The organism is Pantoea sp. Z09, assembly GCF_022394795.1.
GTDB lineage: Bacteria > Pseudomonadota > Gammaproteobacteria > Enterobacterales > Enterobacteriaceae > Pantoea > Pantoea latae.
In genome coordinates this window covers 2,325,429-2,349,994 of record NZ_CP092373.1, presented here as the reverse complement: position 1 = coordinate 2,349,994, position 24,566 = coordinate 2,325,429, and the positions used below count along the sequence as shown (strand labels likewise).

Sequence of the window (24,566 nt, the reverse complement as noted above, 5' to 3'; positions counted from 1 at the left end):
TATCCCTGCGACCGGCTCCTGGCACAACGTTTCCGCCTCAGCGCTGCGAATAGCCCTCTACAGCAGAGAAGGCGCGGTGGCCTCAGACAGGGTGCCCTGAGCGGCACCAGACTGCGTTATCACCCCATGCTTCACTGACAAGCATTACGCACACACGGGGCTTTTTCTCTGGATGCTCTATCAGAGGTAAACGCGCAAATACTCCGTCAGGCACAGCAGCGCCATCGCCTGACCATAGGGCATCGAGGTGAGCGGCACGTTGCGGTAGTAGTCGAGGTCGCTGCCCATCGCCGTGCCGAACGACACCTGTTTCAGCTCGCCATCTTCGTCGATATTGGCCAGCACGCCGCGCAGCGCGGCGATGCCGGTCGGCAGATAGTCGGCGCTGAGATAGCGTTTACGCACCGCCTTAATAATGCCGTAGGCGAAGCCCGCCGTGGCCGACGCCTCCAGATAGCTCTCAGGATCGTCGAGCAGCGTATGCCACAAACCACTCGGATGCTGACATTCGCGCAGCGCTTTAACCTGGCTCTCCAGCACCTGCTGCAGGAAACGGCGCGTCGCATGCTGCTCCGGCCAGTTCATCATCTCAAGGAAGTCAGGGATCACGATGGTGAGCCAGCTGTTGCCGCGCGCCCAGCGCGCATTGGCAAAATTGTGGCGTCCGTCGAAGGTCCAGCCGTGGAACCATAACCCGGTCTGGCGATCCATCAGATACTGAGTGTGCAGCAGGAACTGATAGCTCGCCTCCTCGATAAACTCCGGGCGGTCAAGCAGCTGGCCGATTTTCGCCAGCGCCATCACGCTCATCATCAGCGTATCGTCCCAGAGCTGCTGATGGTTCTCGTTGTTATAGACGATATGCTGCAGGCCGCCTTGCTCGGTGCGCGGCATCTCGTACATGACCCATTCCGCCCAGCGCTCCAGCACCGGGCGCCAGGCGGCGTTGCCGGTCTCCTCGTAGCGGTAGGCCAGTGTCAGGAAGGGCGCGACGGTATTGACGTTTTTGGTCGGCATGCCTTCCGCCAGCCGTGCGGCGAACCAGTCGTCGATAATGCTCAGCGTTTGCCGATCGCCCGTCTGCTGGTAGAAGTGCAGCATGCCGTAAAGGCCGATGCCGTGCGTCCACTCCCAGCCTGCCCAGCCTTTGGTGTCAATCACGCGTCCGTCGTCAAGACGCAGCAGAAATTCTCCCGTTTCGTCGGTGATATTCACCAGGTTTTGCGTCAGCTTGTGAATCAGTTGCAACAGCTCCTGGCGCGGCAGCAGAAATTCTGGTTGGCACAAAAGAGCACTCTGTTTCACAGGAAATACAGTCATGGTTCATTCCTATCGTTTCAAGGTCGTAGTAAGGGGAGACGCGATCGGACGCGCAGACTTCAGCGGCGGCGCGGCCGGTTTATGACGGTTAAGGAAGCCGATATTGTTGTTGCCCCAGAGATTTTCATAAGGCATGCCGGCGAGGGTTTCGACAATCTCGCGCGCTTCCGGCGCAATGCGCTCCGGCAGGACGCGGTCGGCTTCGCGCATTTTCAGCGTTTCCTCGCGCAGCACGGTGTGGGTTTGCAGATTCAGCTTAAAGCGCAGCGATACGATAAATCCGCAGGCCAGCACGCACAGCGTGCCGAGGCTGAGAATGCCCAGAATGGTGTGGCCAACGCCCGGCGCCTGTGTCGCCTGGCCGGAGACAAAGCCGGAGAGCTGCAGCACGACGCCGACCAGCATCACCGCGCCCGCCTGAGAGGCTTTGCGCGTCAGGGTCATAATGCCGGCGAAAATGCCTTCGCGGCGCTGGCCGGTGATCACCTCGTCCACGTCGGCGATATAGGTGTAGGTATTCCACGGCACATAGTTAATGCCGCCGCGGCCCAGACCGGCCAGCGCGGAGATCAGCAGCAGCAGAGAGAAGTTGTCGTTCATGCCCGCATACCAGAGCCCGGCGTAGGAGAGCGCGGCGATGCCAAACAGCACCACCACCAGACGATAGGCTGGCGCCGGTCCCATGCGGATACAGAGCGGGATCATGCCCATCACGGCGATAAACTGCAGCACCGCCATGGTGCCCATCAGGTTAGAGGCGATCTGCGCGCTCTGCATCAGCACAAACACCACATACCAGGTAAACACCGCGTTAAAGACGTCCTGCGCGATATAGCCGCCCAGGTACATGCCAAGATGCTGACGGAAAATACGAATGCGCAGCGTCGAGGCAAGCTCGACGTAGAGACGCTTCAGATTCTGCATCAGCGTCAACTGCTGTTTCTCCTCTTCGGCGCGGCGCGACTCTTCGGAGAAGTCGGCGGGATCGCGTTCCCAGGTGAAGATCCAGACCAGGGTCAATACCAGCGCGCAGATTACCGAGAACACCAAGCTGGCGTAGAAGAAGGAGAGCGGGTTGTCTTTGCCCAGCGCGCCGATCAGAATGCCCGGCAGGAAGGCGGCGAGAATCGCCGACAGCTGCGCTAGCGCGATACGCGCGCCGGAAAAGCGGGTTTTCTGTTTGAAATCGTCGGTCATCTCCGGCACCAGCGTCTCGTAAGGCACCAGGATCATGGTGTAGACCACGTCAAACAGCAGGTAGGTGGCGAGATACCACCAGAATCCCATATCGCTCAGCCACATCAGGCTGTAGCTAAAGACGCAGGGAATGCCGAGCAGGATAAAGAACTTGCGGCGGCCGAAGCGTTTCCCCAGCCAGGTGGAGCCGAAATTATCGGTCAGAAAGCCCATCAGCGGGCTGACCACGGCGTCCAGCACGCGCGCAGCGGCGAAAATAAAGGTCGCCTGAATCGGACTGAGTCCGCAGAAGGTGGTGTAGAAGTAAAGCAGCCAGGCGGCGGTTAGCGCCGTGGTGCCTGCGCCAAGAAAATCCCCGGAACCATAAGCCAGATAGTGGCCAAAACCAATTTTACGTGAGCGCATACGGATGCTCCTTTTATTGCCATTGTCATACATCCCTTGTTATCCGGACGACATACTCGGAATAGATAGAAAGTAGAGCCGCAGGCCAGGGTAAACCTTCGCATTTTCGACAGAGTCCTGGCGTGTCTGGCAAAAATGCAAAGAAAAGGGCGGCGTATTTCTAATTTATAAAACAGCGTTTCATTTTACAGTAAGGCAAAGCGCTAATTTGCGAAGCGGCGCACAGGGAAAAGAACGCGCAAAAATGGCGCAAAGGCAGGCAGTTAATCAGGGAAAAGTGGCCCTGAGCTTGAAAGAAATCAAATTCCTCACGCATACTGATCGACTGTCAATCAGGCTTAAGGAATTGCACCATGGCTGAAGAAACCATTTTCAGTAAAATCATCCGTCGCGAAATCCCCGCCGACGTGGTGTATCAGGACGAGCTGGTCACCGCGTTTCGCGACATCTCTCCCAAAGCGCCGACCCATATTTTGATTGTCCCCAACGTGTTGATTCCTACCGCCAACGACGCCTTGCCGGCTCACGAGCAGGCGCTGGGCCGTCTCTTCACCGTGGCGGCGAAAATCGCGCGCGCCGAGGGCATTGACGAAGACGGCTACCGTCTGATCGTCAACTGCAATCGCCACGGCGGTCAGGAGGTGTATCACATTCATATGCATTTGCTCGGCGGCCGTCCGCTGGGTCCGATGCTGGCCGACTGATTTTTTCCACACGGAAGCGAGCTATGCGTCAATGGCTGATGTGCCTGCCGCTCCTGCTGACACTGGCAGGCTGCAGCAGTGATAAACCGCAGATCGATACGTCGCAGTCGCTGGTGATGGAGTCGTCTGTGCTCTCCGCCGGCATCATTACCGACGAGCCGGTGGTCGATGAAGAGGATGGGCAGCAGCGCGCGCGCAGCGTGCTCTATAATCAGCGCGAAACGCCGGTGGTGATCCACTATCGTTACTACTGGTATGACGACAAAGGCCTGGAAATTACGCCGCGCGAACCGGCGCAAAGGGTCACCGTTCCGGCGCACGGCAGCATTGTCGCCGCTTCCCAAATGGGCAACCTGACGGCCAGCAAGGTTCGTCTCTATCTTTATCTCTGAGGATTGCTACGTGATTCGCCGACTCCCTCGTTCCGGAGCGCTGCTAATGGCGCTCATTCTTTCCGGCTGCGTGATTAAACAGCAGCAGCCTGCGCCCGTTGAACCGACGCAGCCCACTGAACCGACCCAGCCGCAGCCCGTGCCGCAGCCGCAGCCGGTTCCAGAACCGACGCAGCCGGTGCCGCAGCCACCGAAGCTCAAAACCATCAACTGGGACGCCAGCGTACAGCCGCTGGTGGCGCAGATGCTGCGCTCCTCCAATGGCGCCGCGCCGGGCAGCGTGCTGATGGTGGATCGCATCAAAAACAGCACCAACGGCGCGCTGCAGAGCGAAAAAGCCACCAATGCGATTCAAAACGCGCTGGCCAACAACGGCAAGTTCCAGCTGGTGACCAACGATCAGCTGGCGCAGGCCAAGCAGACGCTGGGACTCTCGCCGGACGACAGCCTTAACTCGCGCAGCAAGGCGATCGGTTTGGCCCGCACGCTGAACGCGCAGTACGTGCTCTACAGCACCGCGCAGGGCGATGTGAAAACCCCGACGCTGCAGATGCAGCTGATGCTGGTGCAGACCGGCGAGATTATCTGGTCCGGCAAGGGTGTCGCCCAGAATTGATCGCTGGCTGCGGGATAACACCCTGTTGGGCGGCGCAGGAAGCCTGACGCCGCTGCAGGGGCTAAGCGGCCACAGCAGCAGGCTGGTGAACGAGCAGGGCGCCTTCGTCCTGCGTCCTGCGCCGTGCTCGCCGATCCCCTTTGTCGATCGCCAGCGCGAAGCCCGCCTGCTGCGCAAACTGCACCCCAGCGGCCTGACGCCGCGTCCGGTCATCGCCGAGGCGCGGCGGCTGGTGCTGCCGTGGCAAGAGGGCGAAGCCCTGTCGCCGCACGGTTTCCAGCAGCGCCGCGAGGAGGTAATCGCGCTGCTGCTGCGCCTGCATCAGCAGCCGCTGACCGGCTACCGGCTGCATCTGCTGCCGCTGCTGCAGCGCTACTGGCAGCTCTGTGAAAAGCGCAACCTGCGCTGGCAGCGCGCGCTGCGGCGGCTTGCGCGCAGGGGCGAACCGCGGCCGCTGCGCCTGGCGCCGCTGCATATGGACGTGCACGCCGGCAATCTGATTGCTGATGGGCGCGGCCTGCACCTGATCGACTGGGAGTACGCCGCGGACGGCGACGTGGCGCTGGAGCTGGCGGCGCTGTGCGCCGCCGATCCTGAACACGCGGCGCGCTGGCTTGATGCCTATGCGCAGGCGGCTTGCCTGTCGCCTGTGGCGCTGGCGCGTCAGGCGACGCGCTGGCAGCCCTGGCTGCGGCTGTTGATGGCCAGCTGGTATCAGCTGCGCGCCGAGCAAGGCGACGACCCACAGCTGCGTCAGCTGGCGCGGCTGAGCTGGCAACACCTTTAATTCGCGCGGCGACGACGCCGCGTCAGGAACAGATAATGACGACACAACATCCCGGCCCGCTGATGCTGGATGTCGAAGGTTTTGAACTGGATGCAGAAGAACGCGATATTCTGCAGCATCCCACCGTAGGCGGCGTGATCCTGTTTGCGCGCAACTATCACGATCCGGCGCAGCTGGCCGAGCTGGTGCGCCAGATCCGCGACGCGTCGCGTACCCGGCTGGTGGTGGCGGTGGATCAAGAGGGCGGACGCGTGCAGCGCTTCCGCGACGGCTTCACCACGCTGCCGGCGATGCAGTCTTTCGCGGCGTTGCACGATGCGCAAACCGGCGGCGAGCTGGCGGAGCAGGCAGGCTGGCAGATGGCGGCGGAGATGATCGCCATGGATATCGACATCAGCTTCGCGCCGGTGCTCGATCTGGGCCATATCAGCGCGGCGATTGGCGACCGCTCCTTCCATGAGGATCCGCAGATTGCACTGGCGATGGCGCGCCGCTTTATTGCCGGCATGCACGAAGCGGGCATGAAAACCACCGGCAAACACTTTCCCGGCCACGGGGCGGTGAGCGCCGATTCGCACAAAGAGACGCCGCGCGACCCGCGCGATCGGGAGACGCTGCGTCGTCACGATATGGCGATTTTCCAGGCGCTGTTCGACGAAGGCGCGCTGGACGCCGTGATGCCGGCGCACGTTATCTATACTGAGATCGACCCGCTGCCCGCCAGCGGCTCGCCCTACTGGCTGAAAACGGTGCTGCGTCAGGAGCTGGGCTTCGATGGCGTCATCTTCTCCGACGACCTGTCGATGGAGGGCGCCGCCATCATGGGCAGCTACGCGGAGCGCGCGCAGCAGTCGCTGTCGGCCGGATGCGACATGATTCTGGTCTGCAACCAGCGGCAGGGCGCGATCAGCGTGCTGGATAATTTGATCGCGATCGGCGCTGAACGCGTGCCGCGCCTGTACCATCGGGGAACTCTTACCCGTCAGAGCCTGCAGCAGAGCGCGCGCTGGAAGCAGAACGCGCAGCAGCTAAGCAACCTGCAGGCGCGCTGGCTGGAACACAAAGCGTCAGGGAAGTAATCCGTTCTCCCGGCGCGCCCAACGCTGAGGAGCATCATGATTATTTATCTGCACGGTTTCGATTCCAACAGCCCAGGCAATCATGAAAAGGTGCTGCAGCTGCAGTTTATCGATCCTGACGTCAGGATGATCGGCTACAGCACCCGCCATCCTAAACACGATATGCAGTTCCTGCTGAAAGAGACCGACAAGCTGCTGACGCGCGGCGGCGGCGCCCAGCCGCTGATTTGCGGCGTCGGCCTCGGCGGCTACTGGGCGGAGCGCATCGGCTTTCTCTGCGGCATTCGGCAGGCGATTTTCAATCCCAACCTTTTTCCCTTCGAGAATATGGAGGGGAAAATCGACCGGCCGGAAGAGTATCTCGATATCGCCACCAAGTGCGTCAGCGATTTTCGCGAGAAAAACCGCGATCGCTGCCTGGTGTTTTTGTCGCGTCGCGACGAGGCGCTGGAGAGCCAGCGCAGCGCGCAGACCCTGCATCCCTTTTATGAGATCGTCTGGGATGAGGTCGAGAGCCACAAGTTCCGCAATATCTCGCCCCATCTGCAACGCATTAATGCTTTTAAAACATTAAGTTAAACCGAAGGGCGCCTGAATGGCGCCCTGGCTTTTTGCGTAATATTCCGAGTTGTCCGCAGAGTAATTGATGTGGATCAATTTTGGTATGACCATCTTCCCTCTGCATGCTATTCTGCCCTCAGCAGCGATTTTAACTTCGCCAACCCTATGTTTATTAAGGTTTAATTTAACCATTGATTAACTATTGGTTCACAATTTGAGGGGGTCTTGTTGACTACATCCATGAAAAAAATCGTTATTGTCGGCGGCGGCGCGGGCGGGCTGGAGATGGCCACGCAGCTCGGCCATAAGCTGGGCCGCAAGAAGAAAGCCGAGATTATTCTGGTGGATCGCAACCACAGCCATCTGTGGAAACCGCTGCTGCATGAAGTGGCAACCGGCTCGATGGACGAAGGCATCGACGCGCTGAGCTATCTGGCGCACGCGCGTAATCACGGCTTTCAGTTCCAGCTCGGCTCGCTGACCAATATCAACCGCGAGCGCAAAACCATTGAGCTGGCGGAGATGCGCGACGACAATGGCGAAGTGCTGGTGCCGCAGCGCGAGCTGGCCTACGACACCCTGGTGATGGCGCTGGGCAGCACTTCCAACGACTTCGGCACGCCGGGCGTGAAAGATCACTGCATCTTCCTCGACAACCCGCATCAGGCGCAGCGTTTCCACAATGAGATGCTGAACCAGTTCCTGAAATTCTCCGCCAGCGAAGGCCGGCTGGAGAAGGTCAATATCGCCATCGTCGGCGGCGGCGCTACCGGCGTCGAGCTGTCGGCCGAGCTGCACAACGCGGTGAAACAGCTGCACAGCTACGGCTATAAAGGGTTAAGCAGCGAGGCGCTCAACGTCACGCTGGTGGAAGCGGGCGAGCGTATTCTGCCTGCGCTGCCGCCGCGCATCTCCGCCGCCGCGCACAGCGAGCTGACCAAGCTCGGCGTGCGCGTGCTGACGCAAACCATGGTGACCAGCGCCGATAAAAACGGCCTGCACACCAAGGGCGGCGAATTTATCGAGGCGGATCTGATGGTCTGGGCGGCGGGCATCAAGGCGCCGGACTTCCTGAAAGAGATTGGCGGACTGGAGACCAACCGCATCAACCAGCTGGTGGTGAAAGAGACGCTGCAAACCACGCTGGACGACGATATCTACGCCATCGGCGACTGCGCCTCCTGCGCGCTGCCGTCAGGCGGGTTCGTGCCGCCGCGCGCCCAGTCGGCGCACCAGATGGCGTCGCGCGCGATGGAGAATATCCTCGCCCAGCGCAGCGGCAAGCCGCTGAAAGCCTACGTCTACAAAGATCACGGCTCGCTGGTGTCGCTGTCGCGCTTCAGCACCGTCGGCAGCCTGATGGGCAACCTGATGCGCGGTTCAATGATGGTAGAGGGGCGCATCGCGCGTTTTGTCTACATCTCTCTCTATCGTATGCACCAGATTGCGCTCCACGGCTATTTCAAGACCGCGCTGATGATGCTGGTCGGCAGCCTGAACCGCGTGATCCGTCCGCGCCTCAAGCTGCACTAATGTTTGACAGGCGGCGCAAGCCGCCTTTTCCCGCCTGTTCCGCCCCTTAACCCGCTGACCCATAACACAAATTAATTGAAATTCGTGGGTCGAGCCTGCTCAGAACTCTCCGAAAAGCTGGTCCTGATCCGCCTGCGGTGCGTTTTCCTCCATTAATCTGATGTTGCAATTTCGGGCCATCTGTAAAACTTCTTGCAACGATACGGCGGGTCGTGCACGCCGTTCTGTGCCACAGCGACAGGGGACATCGTCGCGGCACGCATGCACGGTAACAACTTCAGGAGGACAATCCTGTGAATAAATCAATGTTAGCGGGTATCGGTATCGGTGTAGCAGCAGCGCTGGGCGTGGCGGCTGTCGCCAGCATGGATGTGTTTGACCGTGGCCCGCAGTATGCGCAGGTGCTTTCCGCGACGCCGATCAAAGAGAGCATTAAGCAGCCGCGACAAGAGTGTCGCAACGTGACCCTGACTCATCGTCGCGCGGTGCAGGATGAAAACCGCATCGCCGGTTCGGTGCTGGGCGCGGTAGCAGGCGGCGTGCTGGGTCACCAGTTCGGCGGTGGACGCGGTCGCGATGTGGCCACGGTCGCAGGCGCGCTGGCGGGCGGCTATGCCGGCAACCAGGTGCAGGGCGGTTTGCAGGATCGCGACACCTACACCACCTCAGAGCAGCGCTGCAAAACGGTTTACGATAAACAAGAAAAGATGCTGGGTTATGACGTGACCTATAAAATAGGCAACCAGCAGGGCAAAATCCGCATGGAAAACGACCCTGGCACCCGCATCCCGCTGGACCGTAACGGCCAGCTCATCCTGAACAGTAATCAGGCTTAACGGGCAAAGATTCCCACACAGCACACCCATAGTAAAAAGGCCCATCGCAAGATGGGCCTTTTTTTATGGTGCTGATACGGATGAGACGGCTCGAGGAGCAAAGCGTCCGCGTCAGGGATGACGCGGACCGAGCTGGCAGGGATGCCGTTTTTTGCGTCTTTGCGATCGGGCCGTCTCATCCGTTCGCGAGATTGATTAGCCGATGGTCATCAGACTGGCGTTGCCGCCCGCCGCCGCGGTGTTGACGCTCAGCGAGCGCTCAATCAGCAGACGCTCCAGCAGCAGCTGCGTATCGCCGCGCGCAAAGCCCTGCACCGAGACAATCGCGCCGTCGCGCGCCGCAATCTGCTCGCACAGCGTGCGCAGCTGATCGGCGTCGCCGTGGTAGATCACCGCGTCGAAGTGGGCAGCGAGCGGATCCTTCGCCAGCGCGATACGCGCCTGCACCGCCTGCGGCAGAGTGCCGCGCAGCTTGCGGTGCAGCTCGTCGTCCGGCCACAGCGCCTGGCTGCCGACGCTGGTCACCGCCGCCAGCTGCACCAGCGCATCCTGCTCGTTGTCGGCGAGGCAGAGCACGCCTTCGCGCGGCAGCAGCGAGAAGGTATTGCGCTCGCCGGTTGGACCGGTCAGCAGCCGCACGGTGCCCGCCTGCGCCAGGGTGGCGTAGCGCTGGCAGATGGCGGCCAGCTCCGGCTTATCCTGCTGCGCCCAGGCGGTCAACGCCTTATGCGGCTCCAGCAGCGCCTCGCGCAGCGTGCCGTCCGCCGGACGCTCGCTGTCCTGACGATCGAAGGTTTTGCTTAGCGCCGCTTCCGGACGGCTGGCCAGCAGGCGGTAAAGGTAGAGCGGACCGCCCGCTTTCGGGCCGGTACCGGAAAGCCCCTCGCCGCCGAAAGGCTGCACGCCGACCACCGCGCCCACCATATTACGGTTGACGTAGAGGTTGCCGACTTTGGCGTTGGCCGTGACCTGCGCGATGGTTTCATCGATGCGGGTGTGCACGCCCAGCGTCAGGCCGTAGCCACCGGCGTTGATCTGATCGATCAGCTGCGGCAGGGCGTTGCGCGCGAAGCGCACCACGTGCAGCACCGGGCCAAAAATCTCCTGGTCGAGATCGCTGACCTGATCCAGCTCGATCAGCGTCGGCTTGATAAAGGTGCCGCTTTGCCACTCGGCGCGATCCTGCGGATGCTCCTGCGCCGCCTGATAAACGGTATTGCCTTTATTGCGCATTGCCTGGATGTGGCGCTCGATATTGGCTTTCGCCTCGGCGTCGATCACCGGGCCGATGTCGGTAGAGAGGCGCTCCGGGTTGCCCATGCGGCATTCGGCCATCGCGCCGCGCAGCATCTTCAGGGTGTGATCCGCCACATCATCCTGAATGCAGAGCAGGCGCAGCGCCGAACAGCGCTGTCCGGCGCTGTCGAACGCCGACGCCATAATATCGACCACCACCTGTTCGGTCAGGGCGGAGGAGTCGACGATCATCGCATTCAGCCCGCCGGTTTCGGCGATCAGCGGCGTCGGACGGCCCTGCGGATCGAGACGACCGGCCAGGTTGCGCTGCAGCAGCGTCGCCACGGCGGTGGAGCCGGTAAACATCACGCCGCGCACGCGCGCATCGCGGGTCAGCTGGGCGCCGACGGTTTCGCCGTTGCCCGGCAGCAGCTGCAGGACGCCAGCCGGCACGCCCGCGTCCAGCAGGATGCGCACCGCCTGCGCGGCGATCAGCGGCGTCTGCTCCGCTGGCTTGGCCAGCACGCTGTTGCCCGCCGCCAGCGCGGCGGCAATCTGGCCGGTGAAGATCGCCAGCGGGAAGTTCCACGGGCTGATGCAGACCACCGGGCCAAGCGGGCGATGGGTTTCGTTATCAAAATCGTGACGCACCATGCCAGCGTAGTAGCGCAGGAAATCGACCGCCTCGCGCACTTCGGCGATGGCGTTGTTGTAGGTTTTGCCCGCTTCGCGCACCAGGATGCCGATCAGCTGCTGCATGCCGTCTTCCATATGCTGCGCGGCGCGGTCAAGGATCGCCGCGCGTTCGTCCGGCGGCGTGGCGAACCAGATGGGACCGGCGTTGACCGCCGCATCCAGCGCCCGCGACACTTCTGCCTCGCTGGCCTCGCGCACCTGACCGACGATATCGCCCGGCGCGGCTGGGTTCAGCACCGCGCGCGCCTCGCCGTCGCCCAGCTCGCCGTCGATGATCGGCTGCGCCAGCCAGGGCTGCGCGGCGCTGCTCAGCAGGGCGCTGGAGAGCGACGCCAGGCGATGTTCGTTGGCCATGTCGATGCCCGCCGCGTTGCTGCGTCCCGCGCCGTAGAGATCGCGCGGCAGCGGAATTTTCGGATGCGGCAGGCCAATCGCGCCTTCGCTCGCGCCCAGCTTCTCGACCGCCGCCACCGGATCGGCCACCAGCTCGTCGAGCGGCAGCGTGGTGTCGGCAATGCGGTTAACGAACGAAGTGTTGGCGCCGTTTTCCAGCAGGCGACGCACCAGATAGGCGAGCAGGGTTTCATGGGTGCCGACCGGCGCATAGATGCGGCACGGGCGGTTCAGCTTGCCGTCCGCCACTTTGCCGACCACCTGCTCATAGAGCGGCTCGCCCATACCGTGCAGGCACTGGAACTCATACTGGCCAGGGTAGTAGTTATTGCCCGCCAGCTGATAGATCGCCGCCAGCGTATGGGCGTTGTGGGTGGCGAACTGCGGGTAGATCAGGTTCGGCACCGCCAGCAGCTTGCGCGCGCAGGCGAGATAGGAGATATCGGTGTAGACCTTGCGGGTGTAGACCGGATAGCCTTCGAGGCCTTCCACCTGGGCGCGTTTGATTTCGCTGTCCCAGTAGGCGCCTTTCACCAGGCGGATCATCAGGCGGCGACGGCTGCGCTGCGCCAGGTCGATCAGCGAGTCGATCACGAACGGACAGCGCTTCATATAGGCCTGGATCACGAAGCCGATGCCGTTCCAGCCCTCCAGCTCCGGCTCGAAGCAGAGTTTTTCCAGCAGATCGAGCGACAGCTCCAGACGGTCCGCCTCTTCGGCGTCGATATTAATGCCGATATCGTAGGAGCGCGCCAGCAGCGTCAGGGATTTGAGGATCGGATAAAGCTCCTCCATCACGCGGTCGTACTGGGCGCGGCTGTAGCGCGGATGCAGGGCGGAGAGCTTGATAGAGATGCCCGGCCCTTCATAGATGCCGCGTCCGTTGGAGGCTTTGCCGATGGCGTGGATCGCCTGCTGGTAGGAGACCAGATAGGCTTTGGCGTCGCTGGCGGTCAGCGCCGCTTCGCCCAGCATATCGTAGGAGTAGCGAAAGCCTTTCTCTTCCAGCTTGCGCGCGTTCGCCAGCGCCTCGGCGATGGTTTCGCCGGTCACGAACTGCTCGCCCATCAGACGCATCGCCATATCGACCCCTTTTCGGATCAGCGGCTCGCCGCTCTTGCCGATAATGCGGTTCAGCGAACGCGACAGGTTGGCTTCGTTATGCGTGGAAACCAGACGGCCGGTAAACAGCAGACCCCAGGTGGCGGCGTTGACGAACAGGGAAGGGCTGCGGCCGAGATGCGACTGCCAGTTGCCGTTGCTGATTTTGTCGCGGATCAGCGCGTCGCGCGTCGGCTTGTCGGGAATACGCAGCAGCGCCTCCGCCAGGCACATCAGCGCCACGCCCTCCTGAGAAGATAACGAGAACTCCTGCAGCAGGCTTTGCACCATACCGGCGCGTCCGGTTGCCCCTTTTTGGTGCCGCAGCTTGTCGGCAAGGCTGTAGGCGAGCTGATGGGTTTTCTCCGCCAGCGCCGCCGGCAGGCGCGCCTGTTCCAGCAGCATCGGCACCGCGTCGGTTTCCGGACGGCGCCAGGCAGCGGTAATGGCGGCGCGCGCCACCGACTGCGGCAGAATATGTTCGGCGAAGTCGAGGAAGGGCTGATGCGTCTCTTCCGGCGCGTTCTCTTCCGGCTCCGCCAGCGTGCCCGCCGTCATGGGGATTTCCGGCAGCGCGTCGCCGCTCTCCAGCTGGCCGAGATAGTTGAAAATCGCCTGCTTAATCAGCCAGTGCGGGGTGCGGTCGATTTTCTGCGCCGCCAGTTTAATGCGTTCGCGGGTGGCTTCATCCAGCTTCACCCCCATGGTAGTCGTGCCCATGACGTCTCTGCTCCTGTGTCTGTATCTTACTGCGTGGGCAGCACTATTACTGATGTTGCAACTTTGTGCAACCGTGTTAAGTGTGACCTGTGTAGCAGCCTTTTTAATGAGTAATTTGTTAATGCTAAAAAAGACGGCACGGAACTTGCTGCAAGAATCTCGCCAGAATGACACGGCGCTAACTCACTGCATTTGTGAGGGTTATCAGGAGTGCAACTTACGAACTGTGAGCGAGTGCAACCTGTTAGCAAAATTTAGCCATTAACAGGTGAAATCCCTGTGATGCCTGTGTTAAATCCATTGTGCGCGTCGCACCTTTCCGGCAGGATACCGCGCCTCAGGAAACGTCACGCGCCTGAATCTGGACAAAAACCTGCCGCGTCGTCCCGTTCCGGCGTCGCGGCAGAGTGCGGTTTCTCTCGGGAAATCAACTATAAAGTGGAGAGACGAATGAGTGTAAGCACACCGATGCTGGTGACTTTTGTAATTTATATCCTTGGGATGGTGCTAATAGGCTTTATCGCCTACCGATCCACAAAAAACTTTGACGATTACATTCTCGGCGGACGCAGTCTGGGCAGCTTCGTGACGGCGCTCTCAGCAGGCGCGTCGGATATGAGCGGCTGGCTGCTGATGGGCCTGCCTGGTGCAATTTTTCTCTCCGGCATTTCGGAAAGCTGGATCGCCATCGGTCTGACCATCGGCGCCTGGCTTAACTGGAAAATCGTCGCGGGCCGTCTGCGCGTGCAGACTGAGCATCACGACAACGCCCTGACGCTGCCTGATTTCTTTACCAGCCGCTTTGAAGACAACAGCAAAATCCTGCGCGTTATCTCCGCGCTGGTGATCCTGATTTTCTTCACCATCTACTGCGCCTCTGGCGTGGTGGCGGGCGCGCGCCTGTTCGAAAGCACCTTCGGCATGAGCTATGAAACCGCGCTGTGGGCCGGTGCGGCGGCAACCATTCTCTATACGCTGGTGGGCGGCTTCCTGGCGGTGAGCTGGACCGACACCGTGCAGGCGAGCCTGATGATTTTCGCCCTGATCCTGACGCCGGTTATCGTGATTGTCGCCGTTGGCGGGTTGAACGATTCGCTGGCGGTCATCGAAGCCAAGAGCATCGAAAACCTCAATATGCTGAAGGGGCTCAACTTTGTCGCGGTGATCTCGCTGCTCGGCTGGGGACTCGGCTATTTCGGCCAGCCGCATATTCTGGCGCGCTTTATGGCGGCGGATTCGCACCGCTCGATCCGCACCGCGCGCCGCATCGGCATGGCGTGGATGGTGCTCTGTCTGGCAGGCGCGGTGGCGGTTGGCTTCTTCGGTATCGCCTATTTCCAGAACCACCCCGAGCAGGCGGCGAACGTTAGCGGCAACGGCGAGCGCGTATTTATCGAACTGGCGCGCATTCTGTTCAACCCGTGGATCGCTGGCATTCTGCTTTCGGCCATTCTGGCGGCAGTGATGTCGACGCTGAGCTGCCAGCTGCTGGTTTGCTCCAGCGCGCTGACGGAAGATCTCTACAAAGGCTTCCTGCGTAAAAACGCCAGCCAGAAAGAGCTGGTGTGGTTTGGCCGCGCCATGGTGCTGCTGGTGGCGCTGGTGGCGATTGCGCTTGCCTCCAACCCAGACAACCGCGTGCTGGGCCTGGTGAGCTACGCCTGGGCCGGTTTCGGCGCGGCCTTCGGCCCGGTGGTGTTGTTCGGCGTCTGCTGGAAACGCATGACGCGCAACGGCGCGCTGGCGGGCATGGTGATTGGCGCAGCGACGGTGCTGATCTGGAAACAGTATGGCTGGCTCGATCTCTACGAGATCATTCCGGGCTTCGCCTTCGCCAGCATCGCGATTGTGCTCTTTAGCCTGCTGGGTCGCGCGCCGTCTGCCGCCGCGCAGCAGCGCTTCGACGCCGCCGAGGCTGAATACCTGACTAAGTAATTTGTTACAACATACAAGCCCGTTTTCTCCCTGAAAGCGGGCTTTTTTGCGTCTGCAGGGCCACAAATAATTTCGGAGGATTACTTGTTTTTTCTTCCGCGATAATGATAATCGGTATCGTTCGCATTTTACCTAACTTTACCCGCGATTGACGCTGCTTAACATTCCAGAGGTCAGCTATGTTTGTTCCCTTTCTTATCATGCTGCGCGAAGGCCTCGAAGCAGCGCTGATCGTTAGCCTGATTGCCGGTTATCTGAAGCGCACCGGGCGCAGCCAGTGGTTCCCGGCGCTCTGGGCGGGCGTCTTTGTCGCCGCCGCGCTTTGTCTGGCGCTCGGCATTTTCATCAACCAGACCACCGGCGAGTTTCCGCAAAAGCAGCAGGAGCTGTTTGAGGGCATCGTCGCCGTGGTGGCGGTGGCTATCCTGACGTCGATGGTGTTCTGGATGCGTAAAGTAGCGCGCAATATGCGCGTGGCGCTGAAGCAGGCGGTGGATCAGGCGCTGAACCGGTCAGGACGCGGCGGGCTGGCGCTGGTGCTGATGGTGTTTCTCGCCGTGGCGCGCGAAGGGCTGGAGTCGGTGTTCTTCTTGCTGGCTGCCTTTACGCAGGATGTCGGCTATGCGCCGCCGATCGGCGCGGTGCTGGGGCTGGCGACCGCCGTGGCGCTGGGCATGCTGCTCTACTGGGGCGGCGTGCGTCTCAATATGGCGCACTTCTTTCGCTGGAGCAGCCTGTTTATCCTGTTTGTCGCCGCCGGGCTGGCGGCGGGCGCGATCCGCGCCTTCCATGAGGCGGGCCTCTGGAACCAGTTTCAAACCGTCGCCTTCGATCTGAGCGGCGTGCTCTCTACCCATTCGCTGGCAGGCACGCTGCTTGAGGGCGTGCTGGGCTATCAGGAGACGCCGAGCGTGAGCGAAGTGGCGGTCTATTTCCTCTATCTGATTCCGGCGCTGCTGCTGTTTTTACTGCCGGCGCGTCCGGCGCGCCAACTTTCGACTAAACAGGGATAACTCTATGAAGATTCGCTTTCGCCGCAAAACCGTGCTGGCTTCCTTGCTGGCGCTGTCGGGCGCCGCTGCGGCGGCCGATATTCCTCAGGTTCAGGTCAGCGTGACGGATACGCAGTGTGAACCAATGCAGCTCACCGTCAAAGCGGGCAAAACCCAGTTTTTAATTAAAAACAACAGTCAGAAAGCGCTGGAGTGGGAAATCCTGAAAGGGGTGCTGGTGGTGGAAGAGCGCGAGAATATCGCGCCGGGCTTCAGCCAGAAGCTGACCGCCAACCTGGAAGCAGGCGAATATGAGATGACCTGCGGCCTGCTGAGCAATCCCAAGGGCAAACTGATCGTCGAGGGCGACGCCTCGCCTGCGGCAAAAGGTGGCAAGCCGGACGTGCTGGCGCTCGCCGGCCCGATCACCGCCTATAAAGCCTATGTGACGCAGGAAGTGGCGCAGCTGGTCGCCAGCACCGAAGCCTTTACCCACGCGGTGAAGGCGGGCGATCTGGCGAAAGCCCGCTCGCTCTACGCGCCGACGCGCCAGCACTACGAGCGCATCGAGCCGATCGCCGAACTCTTCTCCGATCTGGATGGCAGCATTGACGCGCGCGAAGACGACTACGAGAAAAAAGCGGAAGATCCGAAATTCACCGGCTTCCACCGTCTGGAGAAGGCGCTGTTCAGCGACAACAACACTAAGGGCATGGAAGGCTACGCCACCCAGCTGAACCGCGATGTGCAGGATCTGCAGACCCGCATCAGCGAGCTGGCGTTCCCGCCGGTGAAAGTGGTCGGCGGCGCGGCGGGCCTGATCGAAGAGGTCGCTTCTAGCAAGATTTCCGGCGAGGAGGATCGCTACAGCCGCACTGACCTGTGGGATTTCCAGGCGAACATCGACGGCGCGCAAAAGATTGTCGATCTGCTGCGTCCGCAGCTGCAGCAGGCGAATCCGCAGCTGCTGGCGAAGGTGGACGGAAACTTTAAGAAAGTCGACGCCATCCTGAGCAAATACCGCACGGGCGAGGGCTTTGCCTCCTATGAGAAGCTGACCAGCGCGGATCGCAATGCGCTGAAAGGACCGATTACCGCGCTGGCGGAAGATCTCTCTTTGCTGCGTGGAACCTTAGGTCTCGATTAGGATGAGTCGTCAACACAATGAGGCGCAGCCCGCACGGCGGCGCCTGTTAAAAGGTCTGGGGCTGCTCGGCGGCGCGGCCGCGCTGAGCGGCGGCTGCCCGTTCCACGCGGCGGCCGACAGCTTTTCTCCCGGCACGGTTGCGCCCGACGCGCGGCGCCAGGTGCAACCCTTCTACGGGCAGCATCAGGCGGGCATTATCACGCCGCAGCAGGCGTCGATGATGCTGGTCGCGTTTGACGTGCTGGCCAGCGATAAAGCCGATCTGACGCGCCTGTTTCAGCTGCTGACCGCGCGCATCGCCTTTTTAACCACCGGCGGCCCGGCGCCTGCAGTGAGCAATCCAAAGCTGCCGCCGATGGATTCCGGCATTCTGGGCGCGGAGATCGCGCCGGACAACCTGACGATAACGGTGTCGGTGGGCGAGACGCTGTTTGACGACCGTTTCGGCCTGCAGGCGCTGAAGCCGAAAAAGCTGCAAAGCATGACGCGCTTTCCCAACGATTCGCTGGACGCAGCCCAGTGCCACGGCGACCTGCTGCTGCAGATTTGCGCCAACACCCAGGACACGGTGATCCACGCGCTGCGCGATATCGTCAAGCACACGCCCGATCTGCTGGGCGTGCGCTGGCGGCGCGAAGGCTTTATCGCCGACCACGCCGCGCGCAGCCAGGGGAAAGAGACGCCGATTAACCTGCTGGGCTTCAAGGACGGCACGGCGAATCCTGATAACGCAGATAAGCCGCTAATGGACCAGCTGCTGTGGGTGACGGCCGATCAGGATGAGCCGGCCTGGGCGCGCAACGGCTGCTATCAGGCGGCGCGTATTATTCGTTTTCGCGTGGAAATGTGGGATCGCACCCCGTTGGGCGAACAGCAGGCGATCTTTGGCCGCGACAAGCTGAGCGGCGCGCCGCTGGGCATGCAGCACGAGCATGACGTGCCTGACTATGCGCAGGATCCCAACGGCGAGGTGATCGCGCTCGACGCGCATATTCGCCTGGCGAATCCGCGCACCCGCGAGACCGAGAGCAGTCTGATGCTGCGCCGCGGCTACAGCTACTCGGCAGGCACCACCGCGTCGGGCCAGCTCGATATGGGCCTGCTTTTCGTCTGCTATCAGCACGATCTGGAAAAGGGCTTTATCACCGTGCAGAAACGTCTTAACGGCGAAGCGCTGGAGGAGTACGTGCGTCCCATCGGCGGCGGCTACTTCTTTGTGTTGCCCGGCGTGGCGGACGCTAATCACTATCTGGCGCAGCCGCTGCTGGAAGCCTGACGCGCCTGCGTCGCCGTTGCGGCGGCGCAGGCGTCAACGCGCGTAACAATTTTATCGCTAACCGCGCGTCACGCGTAATTCCCTGATTGCCTTACTAAATCGCGTCGCGCACCGCGCCGTTTTTTCGCTGACAGTTGATTTCTGCGACCGCTAGTAAAATTAATGTTGCCAACTCTGTTAAAATTAGTGCAGTTTAATGGATAAGCGTGTTAGTTCGCAGACTGGAGTCGCGCATGGGAAGGTCCTTTACAGGACAGAGAGCTTTACCTCAGGTTTCACACTCTTCAGCGAGGGCATGCGCGCCTTCGACAGCATCCTCTTCTTCATCAAATTGTTTTTTCACTTCTGATTTTACCGGTGTGCAGTTGCGCTTCGGTGCGGCACATCTTTATCAACGGCACGTCATGGCTCAAAAGGAAGCCAATCAAACCTCTAAAGCGTTCAGTTAATCGTGGCGGGCATCGGCCCAACGCGGGAAATGAAACCAACTGTAAGGTGCGACTATGGGAAGACAGAAAGCAGTGATCAAAGCGCGTCGTGAAGCCAGAAGGGTGCTTCGTAGTGACTCTCGCAGTCATCGTCAGCGCGAAGAAGAATCGGTCACTTCGCTGGTGCAGATGGGTGGGCTGGATGCAATCGGGATGGCGCGTGATGTGCGCGACCGTTCGCCGATCGCCGCCAGAAACGATGCTCAGGCGCACTATCTCCAGGCCATAGAATCGAAACAGCTGATCTTTGCCACCGGCGAAGCCGGATGCGGAAAAACCTGGATCAGCGCCGCGAAAGCGGCAGAGGCCCTGATACATAAGGATATCGACAGGATTATCGTTACACGTCCGGTGCTACAGGCCGATGAGGATCTGGGATTCCTGCCAGGGGATATCTCGGAAAAATTCGCCCCGTATTTCCGGCCGGTCTACGACGTTCTGGTTAAACGTCTTGGCGCTTCCTTTATGCAGTACTGTCTGCGACCCGAAATCGGCAAGGTAGAAATTGCGCCTTTCGCCTATATGCGCGGTCGTACCTTTGAAAATGCGGTAGTGATCCTCGATGAGGCACAAAACGTGACCGCGGCTCAGATGAAGATGTTCCTGACACGCCTTGGCGAAAACGTCACGGTGATTGTTAACGGCGATATTACCCAGTGCGATTTGCCCGCTGGGGTGCCTTCCGGTCTCGCGGACGCGCTGGCGCGGTTCGAAGAGGACGAGATGGTCGGCATTGTACGCTTCGGCAAAGATGACTGCGTGCGCTCGGCACTGTGCCAGCACACGCTGCATGCGTATGGTTGATTGAGTCAGCCTGTGTAGCGAGCAAAACCCGGCGCAAGCCGGGTTTTTTTTATGGCTAATATGGCCAAATGGCACCTTTTTTATTCTGGAAGGAACATTACTCAGATAAAAGCAGAATGCGATAACGCTTTCTGGTTTGGTAAAATGCCTGGTCTGATAACGCCTGGGGATAGAGAGCGATGGAAGGAAACTTAATTTTCTGTTCGGATGCCATACTGCGATTTCAGTCCGCGTACGATGAAACAACAGCGGTTCCCTTGCTCTCAATACAGAACGCAATAGCCAGCACCGATCCATTCTTTCTTCTTCGTTTTTTCCGCCATGACGTTCTGATAGAGGAAGGAACCACGCTGGCAAGCATCTTTCTGGCGATAGAGCCCTGGACGGCGTTGTTAGCCGCTTACCTGAACAGTGATGTTGGCGCTTATATCGATGAGGTCAGAAAACCGTCGGGACCCGCGACATGGGCGATTGAATGGATTGGAATAGACCGCCATAGTTCCGTTTACCGTGCTTACCAGCATGAGGAGATGGGAGAAGAGGAGGATCTCACAAGCTATTTCAACCGTGAGCGCATCCCGACTGAGGAGTTTGACATAGAAACGCGCTGTGATGCTTCCGGCTTCGCTAAGGGTGATAAAGAACGCTGGAGCATCAGCGGCGATATTCACGAAATTAAAAATCTGCCTGTTATCCTTTATAACAAACAGGTAATGGTAACGTCGTCGAAAGAGAGCCTGCTAAACCAAAAGGTATCAGGTGTGAAAAGTGCCGGACATAGCCGCTTCGTTTATGGCGACACCTCTTTTTCTTTTAGTGACGTTATGGAGGCTATTTTCACTAGCGGGCTCTTTTTTTATGCGCCCGAGGATGCCGCCAGTAGTCTTACTACACTCAAGGCCAGCCTGGAAGAACTGAAAGACGAACTGACTGAAGAACCTGCCGTGGTTACGGACGACAACGAATCAGATAAAGAGCCTGCCATTATTATTGCTGAAGGTGCTTTTGACTCGGTTACAACCCAAATGGAATCAGAGACTGAAGAGTGGCACGCTATTAAGAGTCTATGCCATCGTGAGGGGACCTTACCTGTACGTATTGGGCGTATTAAAATGGCAGAGCCTCCAGAGCTGCGGCTGTGCGGTGAAATTGTGCAGGGATAGAGACATGAGAATAAGTGTCATGTGCGAATGAACATATATTTGATCTTGGGTTATTTTTGACTTCATGTTTGTTACAGTAAAGGAATAGGTACAGATAATGAATATATCAGATCTGGTGGAAGATTCGGCGGTCTTTAACGATATTTTGATAAATGTGATCGGGCCTTTAATGCTTAGCGCAGTTTCCAGGTTAATATCTCCAACAAAATTTTTTTCTATCCACTTTTATTCGTCTTCAAAAACGACCTTTCCTCTTGTTTTAATAAGCTGTCTGTAGAAGACAAGTCAAGCGCCTTGCTATTGATTTTTGAGTGCAAAGAAGCAGACGTACATTACAATATTTTAATCAAAGAAATAAAGCTTCAAAAATATGGATTGGTCTACCCTATACCAGTTTTGAAAGTGCTATTTGACTATCTATATATGAAAAATATTGATATGGGTGGGGCGAGCTTTTTATCATTTCTAAGTTGCAACCAAATTTTTGATTATGACAGGAATAAGATGCCCGTATGGTCATTAAAAAAACTCATTGCACATATAGTTGTCTATACTCTGTTCTTAGCTTTTCTAACCTGGTATATGTATAGCATTTACAATGGGGTTGTTTCCCTCGCTCATGCCGCTGTCACTATTAGTAATTCACTTAACCTTTTTCTGATGGTTGTTAATATTTTCATATCAATAAGAATATTTTATATTTTTGCAAAGCAGTTTATTTATTTTTTCTTTGCAATTTCATTTTCGAAAGAAATGGAAAGGTATATTTTGTTAAAAGATGAAGAGGAGTTGATGAGGAATTTTAAGTTATAAATTAACTTTCTTTTATTTTTCAAGCGCTAATAATTTTCAAAAATGATTTTTAATTTTTGTTTAGACTCGCTTTTAAGATGATGGCGGTGAGAGGGGGATTGACTCGCTGCGCTCGCCCTGCGGGCAGCGTCGCAAGCTCCGCTGTCCAACGGGCTGTGCCCGTTGTCGAACCCCGGCGGGGGTTCTCATATCCCTCTCACCGAAGAATATGTAAAAAAAATGCCTGAACGTCAGTTCAGGCACTTTCTTGAATTTGTGGCGGTGAGAGGGGGATTGACTCGCTGCGCTCGCCCTGCGGGCAGCGTCGCAGGCTCCGCTGTCCAACGGGCTGTGCCCGTTGTCGAACCCCGGCGGGGGTTCTCATATCCCTCTCACCGAAGAATATGTAAAAAAAATGCCTGAACGTCAGTTCAGGCACTTTCTTGAATTTGTGGCGGTGAGAGGGGGATTGACTCGCTGCGCTCGCCCTGCGGGCAGCGTCGCAGGCTCCGCTGTCCAACGGGCTGCGCCCGTTGTCGAACCCCGGCGGGGGTTCTCATACCCCTCTCATCGAGGGATATAAACGAAAAAAGCCTGAACGTGAGTTCAGGCTTTTCTCTGAAATGATGGCGGTGAGAGGGGGATTCGAACCCCCGATACGTTGCCGTATACACACTTTCCAGGCGTGCTCCTTCAGCCACTCGGACACCTCACCACATTTTTCCGCTGACCTTGCTGGGTCAACGGGGCGCTACTATAGGGAGTCGGCCCAAAAGGGTCAAGCACTATTTTTCTCTTTTTTTCTATCCGCTTAAGCTCTGTTCGAATCGTTTTATCCCTGCGCATCTCGCTCAGATTGTCATCAAAAAGCCATCTCACAGCCACAAAAATGTCACCAAAGCATCACAGACTTAACCGCTGAAACTTCTGGTAAATTTTTCTCATAAAGGAATACAAGATGAAACCGATGCGCCTCTTTACCTTTTCGCTGCTCGCCTCGCTGGTGAGTCTATCCGTGCACGCTGAAACCGCCAGCGCGCCCGCAGACGCAGGCTACTCGCGCGCCGCCACCGGCGATATCACCCAGCACGGCGGCGCGCGCCGTCTTACCGGCGATCAGACCGAGGCGCTGAAAGCGTCGCTGCGCAACAGCACGGCGAAAAACGTCATTCTGCTGATTGGCGACGGCATGGGCGATTCAGAGATCACCGCCGCGCGCAACCTGGCGGAAGGCGCAGGCGGTTTCTTTAAAGGACTGGACGCGCTGCCGCTCACCGGCCAGTACACGCACTATTCGCTCGACAAGAAAACCCACAAGCCTGATTACGTCACCGATTCCGCCGCCTCCGCCACCGCATGGGCCACCGGCACCAAGAGCTACAACGGCGCGATCGGCGTCGACGTGAACGGCAAGGATCAGCAAACGTTGCTGGAGATCGCCAAAGCGGCAGGCAAAGCGACCGGCAACGTCTCCACCGCAGAGCTGCAGGACGCTACGCCCGCCGCGCTGATGGCGCACGTTACCAGCCGCAAATGCTACGGCCCGGAAAAAACAAGCGAGCTGTGCGCCAGCAACGCGCTGGAGCAGGGCGGTAAAGGCTCGATCAGCGAGCAGATCCTGAAAACCCGCGCCGACGTGGTGCTGGGCGGCGGCGCGAAATCCTTTAACGAGCTGGCGAAAGCGGGCGACTACCAGGGCAAAACCCTGCGGGAACAGGCGCAGGCGCGCGGCTATCAGCTGGTGAACGACTGGCAAAGCCTGAATGCGGTAACGGCAGCGAATAACGATAAGCCGCTGCTCGGCCTGTTCGCCGACGGCAATATGCCGGTGCGCTGGAAAGGGCCGCAGGCGAGCCACTATGGCAACATCGAGCAAGCGGCGGTGACCTGTGAGGTGAATAAAGATCGCCCGGTCGCCACCCCGACGCTGGCGCAGATGACCAACAAAGCGATTGATCTGCTGAAAACCAACCCGAACGGCTTTTTCCTGCAGGTAGAGGGCGCGTCGATCGATAAAGAGGATCACGCGGCGAACCCGTGCGGTCAGATCGGCGAAACGGTGGATCTCGATGAAGCGGTGCAGCAGGCGCTCGCCTTCGCGCGGGCGGAGGGCAATACGCTGGTGGTGGTCACGGCGGATCATGCGCACAGCAGCCAGATCATCGCCAACGGCAGCAAAGCGCCCGGCCTGACGCAGGCGCTGAATACCAAAGACGGCGCGGTGATGACTATCAGCTACGGCAACTCGGATACGGATTCGCAGGGGCATACCGGCACGCAGCTGCGCATCGCGGCCTATGGCCCTTATGCGGCTAACGTGGTGGGACTAACCGATCAGACCGATCTCTTCTTTACGCTGCGTAGCGCGATGGCACTGAAGTAAAAGACGTCAC

The 24,566-nt window shown here is 59.2% G+C and carries 18 protein-coding genes, 1 tRNA gene and 1 other RNA gene; 15 read left to right on the top strand and 5 right to left on the bottom strand.

The window, feature by feature from the left end:
• Positions 1-180 precede the first annotated feature (180 nt).
• Positions 181-1,320, bottom strand: a complete 1,140-nt coding sequence (locus MC269_RS11240) for a glycoside hydrolase family 105 protein (protein ID WP_239952448.1) — start codon at positions 1,318-1,320, stop codon at positions 181-183.
• A gap of 9 nt (positions 1,321-1,329) precedes the next feature.
• Positions 1,330-2,922: an MFS transporter gene (locus tag MC269_RS11235; protein WP_081141031.1), complete on the bottom strand. Its 1,593-nt coding sequence runs from the start codon at positions 2,920-2,922 to the stop codon at positions 1,330-1,332.
• A gap of 353 nt (positions 2,923-3,275) precedes the next feature.
• Between MC269_RS11235 and hinT the strand changes: the two genes are divergently transcribed.
• From hinT to MC269_RS11195, 8 genes are all read left to right on the top strand, one after another.
• The gene (hinT, locus tag MC269_RS11230; RefSeq protein ID WP_081141032.1) at positions 3,276-3,626 is read left to right on the top strand and encodes a purine nucleoside phosphoramidase; all 351 of its coding nucleotides are present in this window, start codon (positions 3,276-3,278) and stop codon (positions 3,624-3,626) included.
• Between the two features lie 23 nt (positions 3,627-3,649).
• On the top strand, positions 3,650-4,018 hold the full coding sequence (locus MC269_RS11225) for a YcfL family protein (RefSeq protein ID WP_239952447.1): 369 nt from the start codon (positions 3,650-3,652) through the stop codon (positions 4,016-4,018).
• Between the two features lie 10 nt (positions 4,019-4,028).
• Positions 4,029-4,634: a penicillin-binding protein activator LpoB gene (gene lpoB / locus MC269_RS11220; protein WP_239952446.1), complete on the top strand. Its 606-nt coding sequence runs from the start codon at positions 4,029-4,031 to the stop codon at positions 4,632-4,634.
• Positions 4,618-5,421 carry a thiamine kinase gene (gene thiK / locus MC269_RS11215; RefSeq protein WP_371824337.1) on the top strand — a complete coding sequence of 268 codons (804 nt, stop codon included), beginning with the start codon at positions 4,618-4,620 and terminating at the stop codon, positions 5,419-5,421. The genes lpoB and thiK overlap by 17 nt, the downstream gene beginning before the upstream one ends.
• Before the next feature lie 35 nt (positions 5,422-5,456).
• Positions 5,457-6,500 (top strand): beta-N-acetylhexosaminidase, encoded by a 1,044-nt coding sequence (gene nagZ, locus MC269_RS11210; protein WP_239952445.1) that lies wholly within the window; start codon positions 5,457-5,459, stop codon positions 6,498-6,500.
• 36 nt (positions 6,501-6,536) lie between these two features.
• Positions 6,537-7,079, top strand: a complete 543-nt coding sequence (gene ycfP / locus MC269_RS11205) for an alpha/beta hydrolase YcfP (protein WP_239952444.1) — start codon at positions 6,537-6,539, stop codon at positions 7,077-7,079.
• A gap of 210 nt (positions 7,080-7,289) precedes the next feature.
• The gene (locus MC269_RS11200) at positions 7,290-8,594 is read left to right on the top strand and encodes an NAD(P)/FAD-dependent oxidoreductase (RefSeq protein ID WP_239952443.1); all 1,305 of its coding nucleotides are present in this window, start codon (positions 7,290-7,292) and stop codon (positions 8,592-8,594) included.
• 293 nt (positions 8,595-8,887) lie between these two features.
• Positions 8,888-9,430 carry a glycine zipper 2TM domain-containing protein gene (locus MC269_RS11195; protein ID WP_081141039.1) on the top strand — a complete coding sequence of 181 codons (543 nt, stop codon included), beginning with the start codon at positions 8,888-8,890 and terminating at the stop codon, positions 9,428-9,430.
• Between the two features lie 195 nt (positions 9,431-9,625).
• Here the strand turns inward: MC269_RS11195 and putA are convergent, their stop codons facing one another.
• Entirely contained in the window at positions 9,626-13,576 is a 3,951-nt protein-coding gene (gene putA, locus MC269_RS11190; RefSeq protein ID WP_081141040.1) for a trifunctional transcriptional regulator/proline dehydrogenase/L-glutamate gamma-semialdehyde dehydrogenase, read from the bottom strand.
• Between the two features lie 450 nt (positions 13,577-14,026).
• Between putA and putP the strand changes: the two genes are divergently transcribed.
• From putP to MC269_RS11160, 6 genes are all read left to right on the top strand, one after another.
• Positions 14,027-15,511 carry a sodium/proline symporter PutP gene (gene putP, locus MC269_RS11185; RefSeq protein WP_081141041.1) on the top strand — a complete coding sequence of 495 codons (1,485 nt, stop codon included), beginning with the start codon at positions 14,027-14,029 and terminating at the stop codon, positions 15,509-15,511.
• A gap of 179 nt (positions 15,512-15,690) precedes the next feature.
• On the top strand, positions 15,691-16,524 hold the full coding sequence (gene efeU / locus MC269_RS11180; protein ID WP_239952442.1) for an iron uptake transporter permease EfeU: 834 nt from the start codon (positions 15,691-15,693) through the stop codon (positions 16,522-16,524).
• A gap of 4 nt (positions 16,525-16,528) precedes the next feature.
• Positions 16,529-17,650 (top strand): iron uptake system protein EfeO, encoded by a 1,122-nt coding sequence (efeO, locus tag MC269_RS11175; protein ID WP_081141043.1) that lies wholly within the window; start codon positions 16,529-16,531, stop codon positions 17,648-17,650.
• A 1-nt stretch (position 17,651) separates the two neighbouring features.
• A complete protein-coding gene (gene efeB / locus MC269_RS11170; RefSeq protein WP_239952441.1) occupies positions 17,652-18,926 on the top strand; it encodes an iron uptake transporter deferrochelatase/peroxidase subunit in 1,275 nt (424 codons plus the stop codon).
• 503 nt (positions 18,927-19,429) lie between these two features.
• A complete protein-coding gene (phoH, locus tag MC269_RS11165; protein WP_048785246.1) occupies positions 19,430-20,218 on the top strand; it encodes a phosphate starvation-inducible protein PhoH in 789 nt (262 codons plus the stop codon).
• Between the two features lie 179 nt (positions 20,219-20,397).
• The gene (locus tag MC269_RS11160) at positions 20,398-21,381 is read left to right on the top strand and encodes a hypothetical protein (RefSeq protein WP_239952440.1); all 984 of its coding nucleotides are present in this window, start codon (positions 20,398-20,400) and stop codon (positions 21,379-21,381) included.
• Between the two features lie 1,244 nt (positions 21,382-22,625).
• On the opposite strand, the gene MC269_RS11155 is transcribed toward MC269_RS11160, so the two are convergent.
• Together MC269_RS11155 and MC269_RS11150 are read right to left on the bottom strand one after the other, a co-directional pair.
• Positions 22,626-22,754: non-coding RNA, RtT sRNA (locus MC269_RS11155), on the bottom strand.
• A gap of 46 nt (positions 22,755-22,800) precedes the next feature.
• Positions 22,801-22,888: transfer RNA gene (locus tag MC269_RS11150), tRNA-Ser, on the bottom strand.
• Between the two features lie 243 nt (positions 22,889-23,131).
• Between MC269_RS11150 and phoA the strand changes: the two genes are divergently transcribed.
• Positions 23,132-24,556 carry an alkaline phosphatase gene (gene phoA, locus MC269_RS11145; protein WP_239952439.1) on the top strand — a complete coding sequence of 475 codons (1,425 nt, stop codon included), beginning with the start codon at positions 23,132-23,134 and terminating at the stop codon, positions 24,554-24,556.
• Positions 24,557-24,566 lie beyond the last annotated feature (10 nt).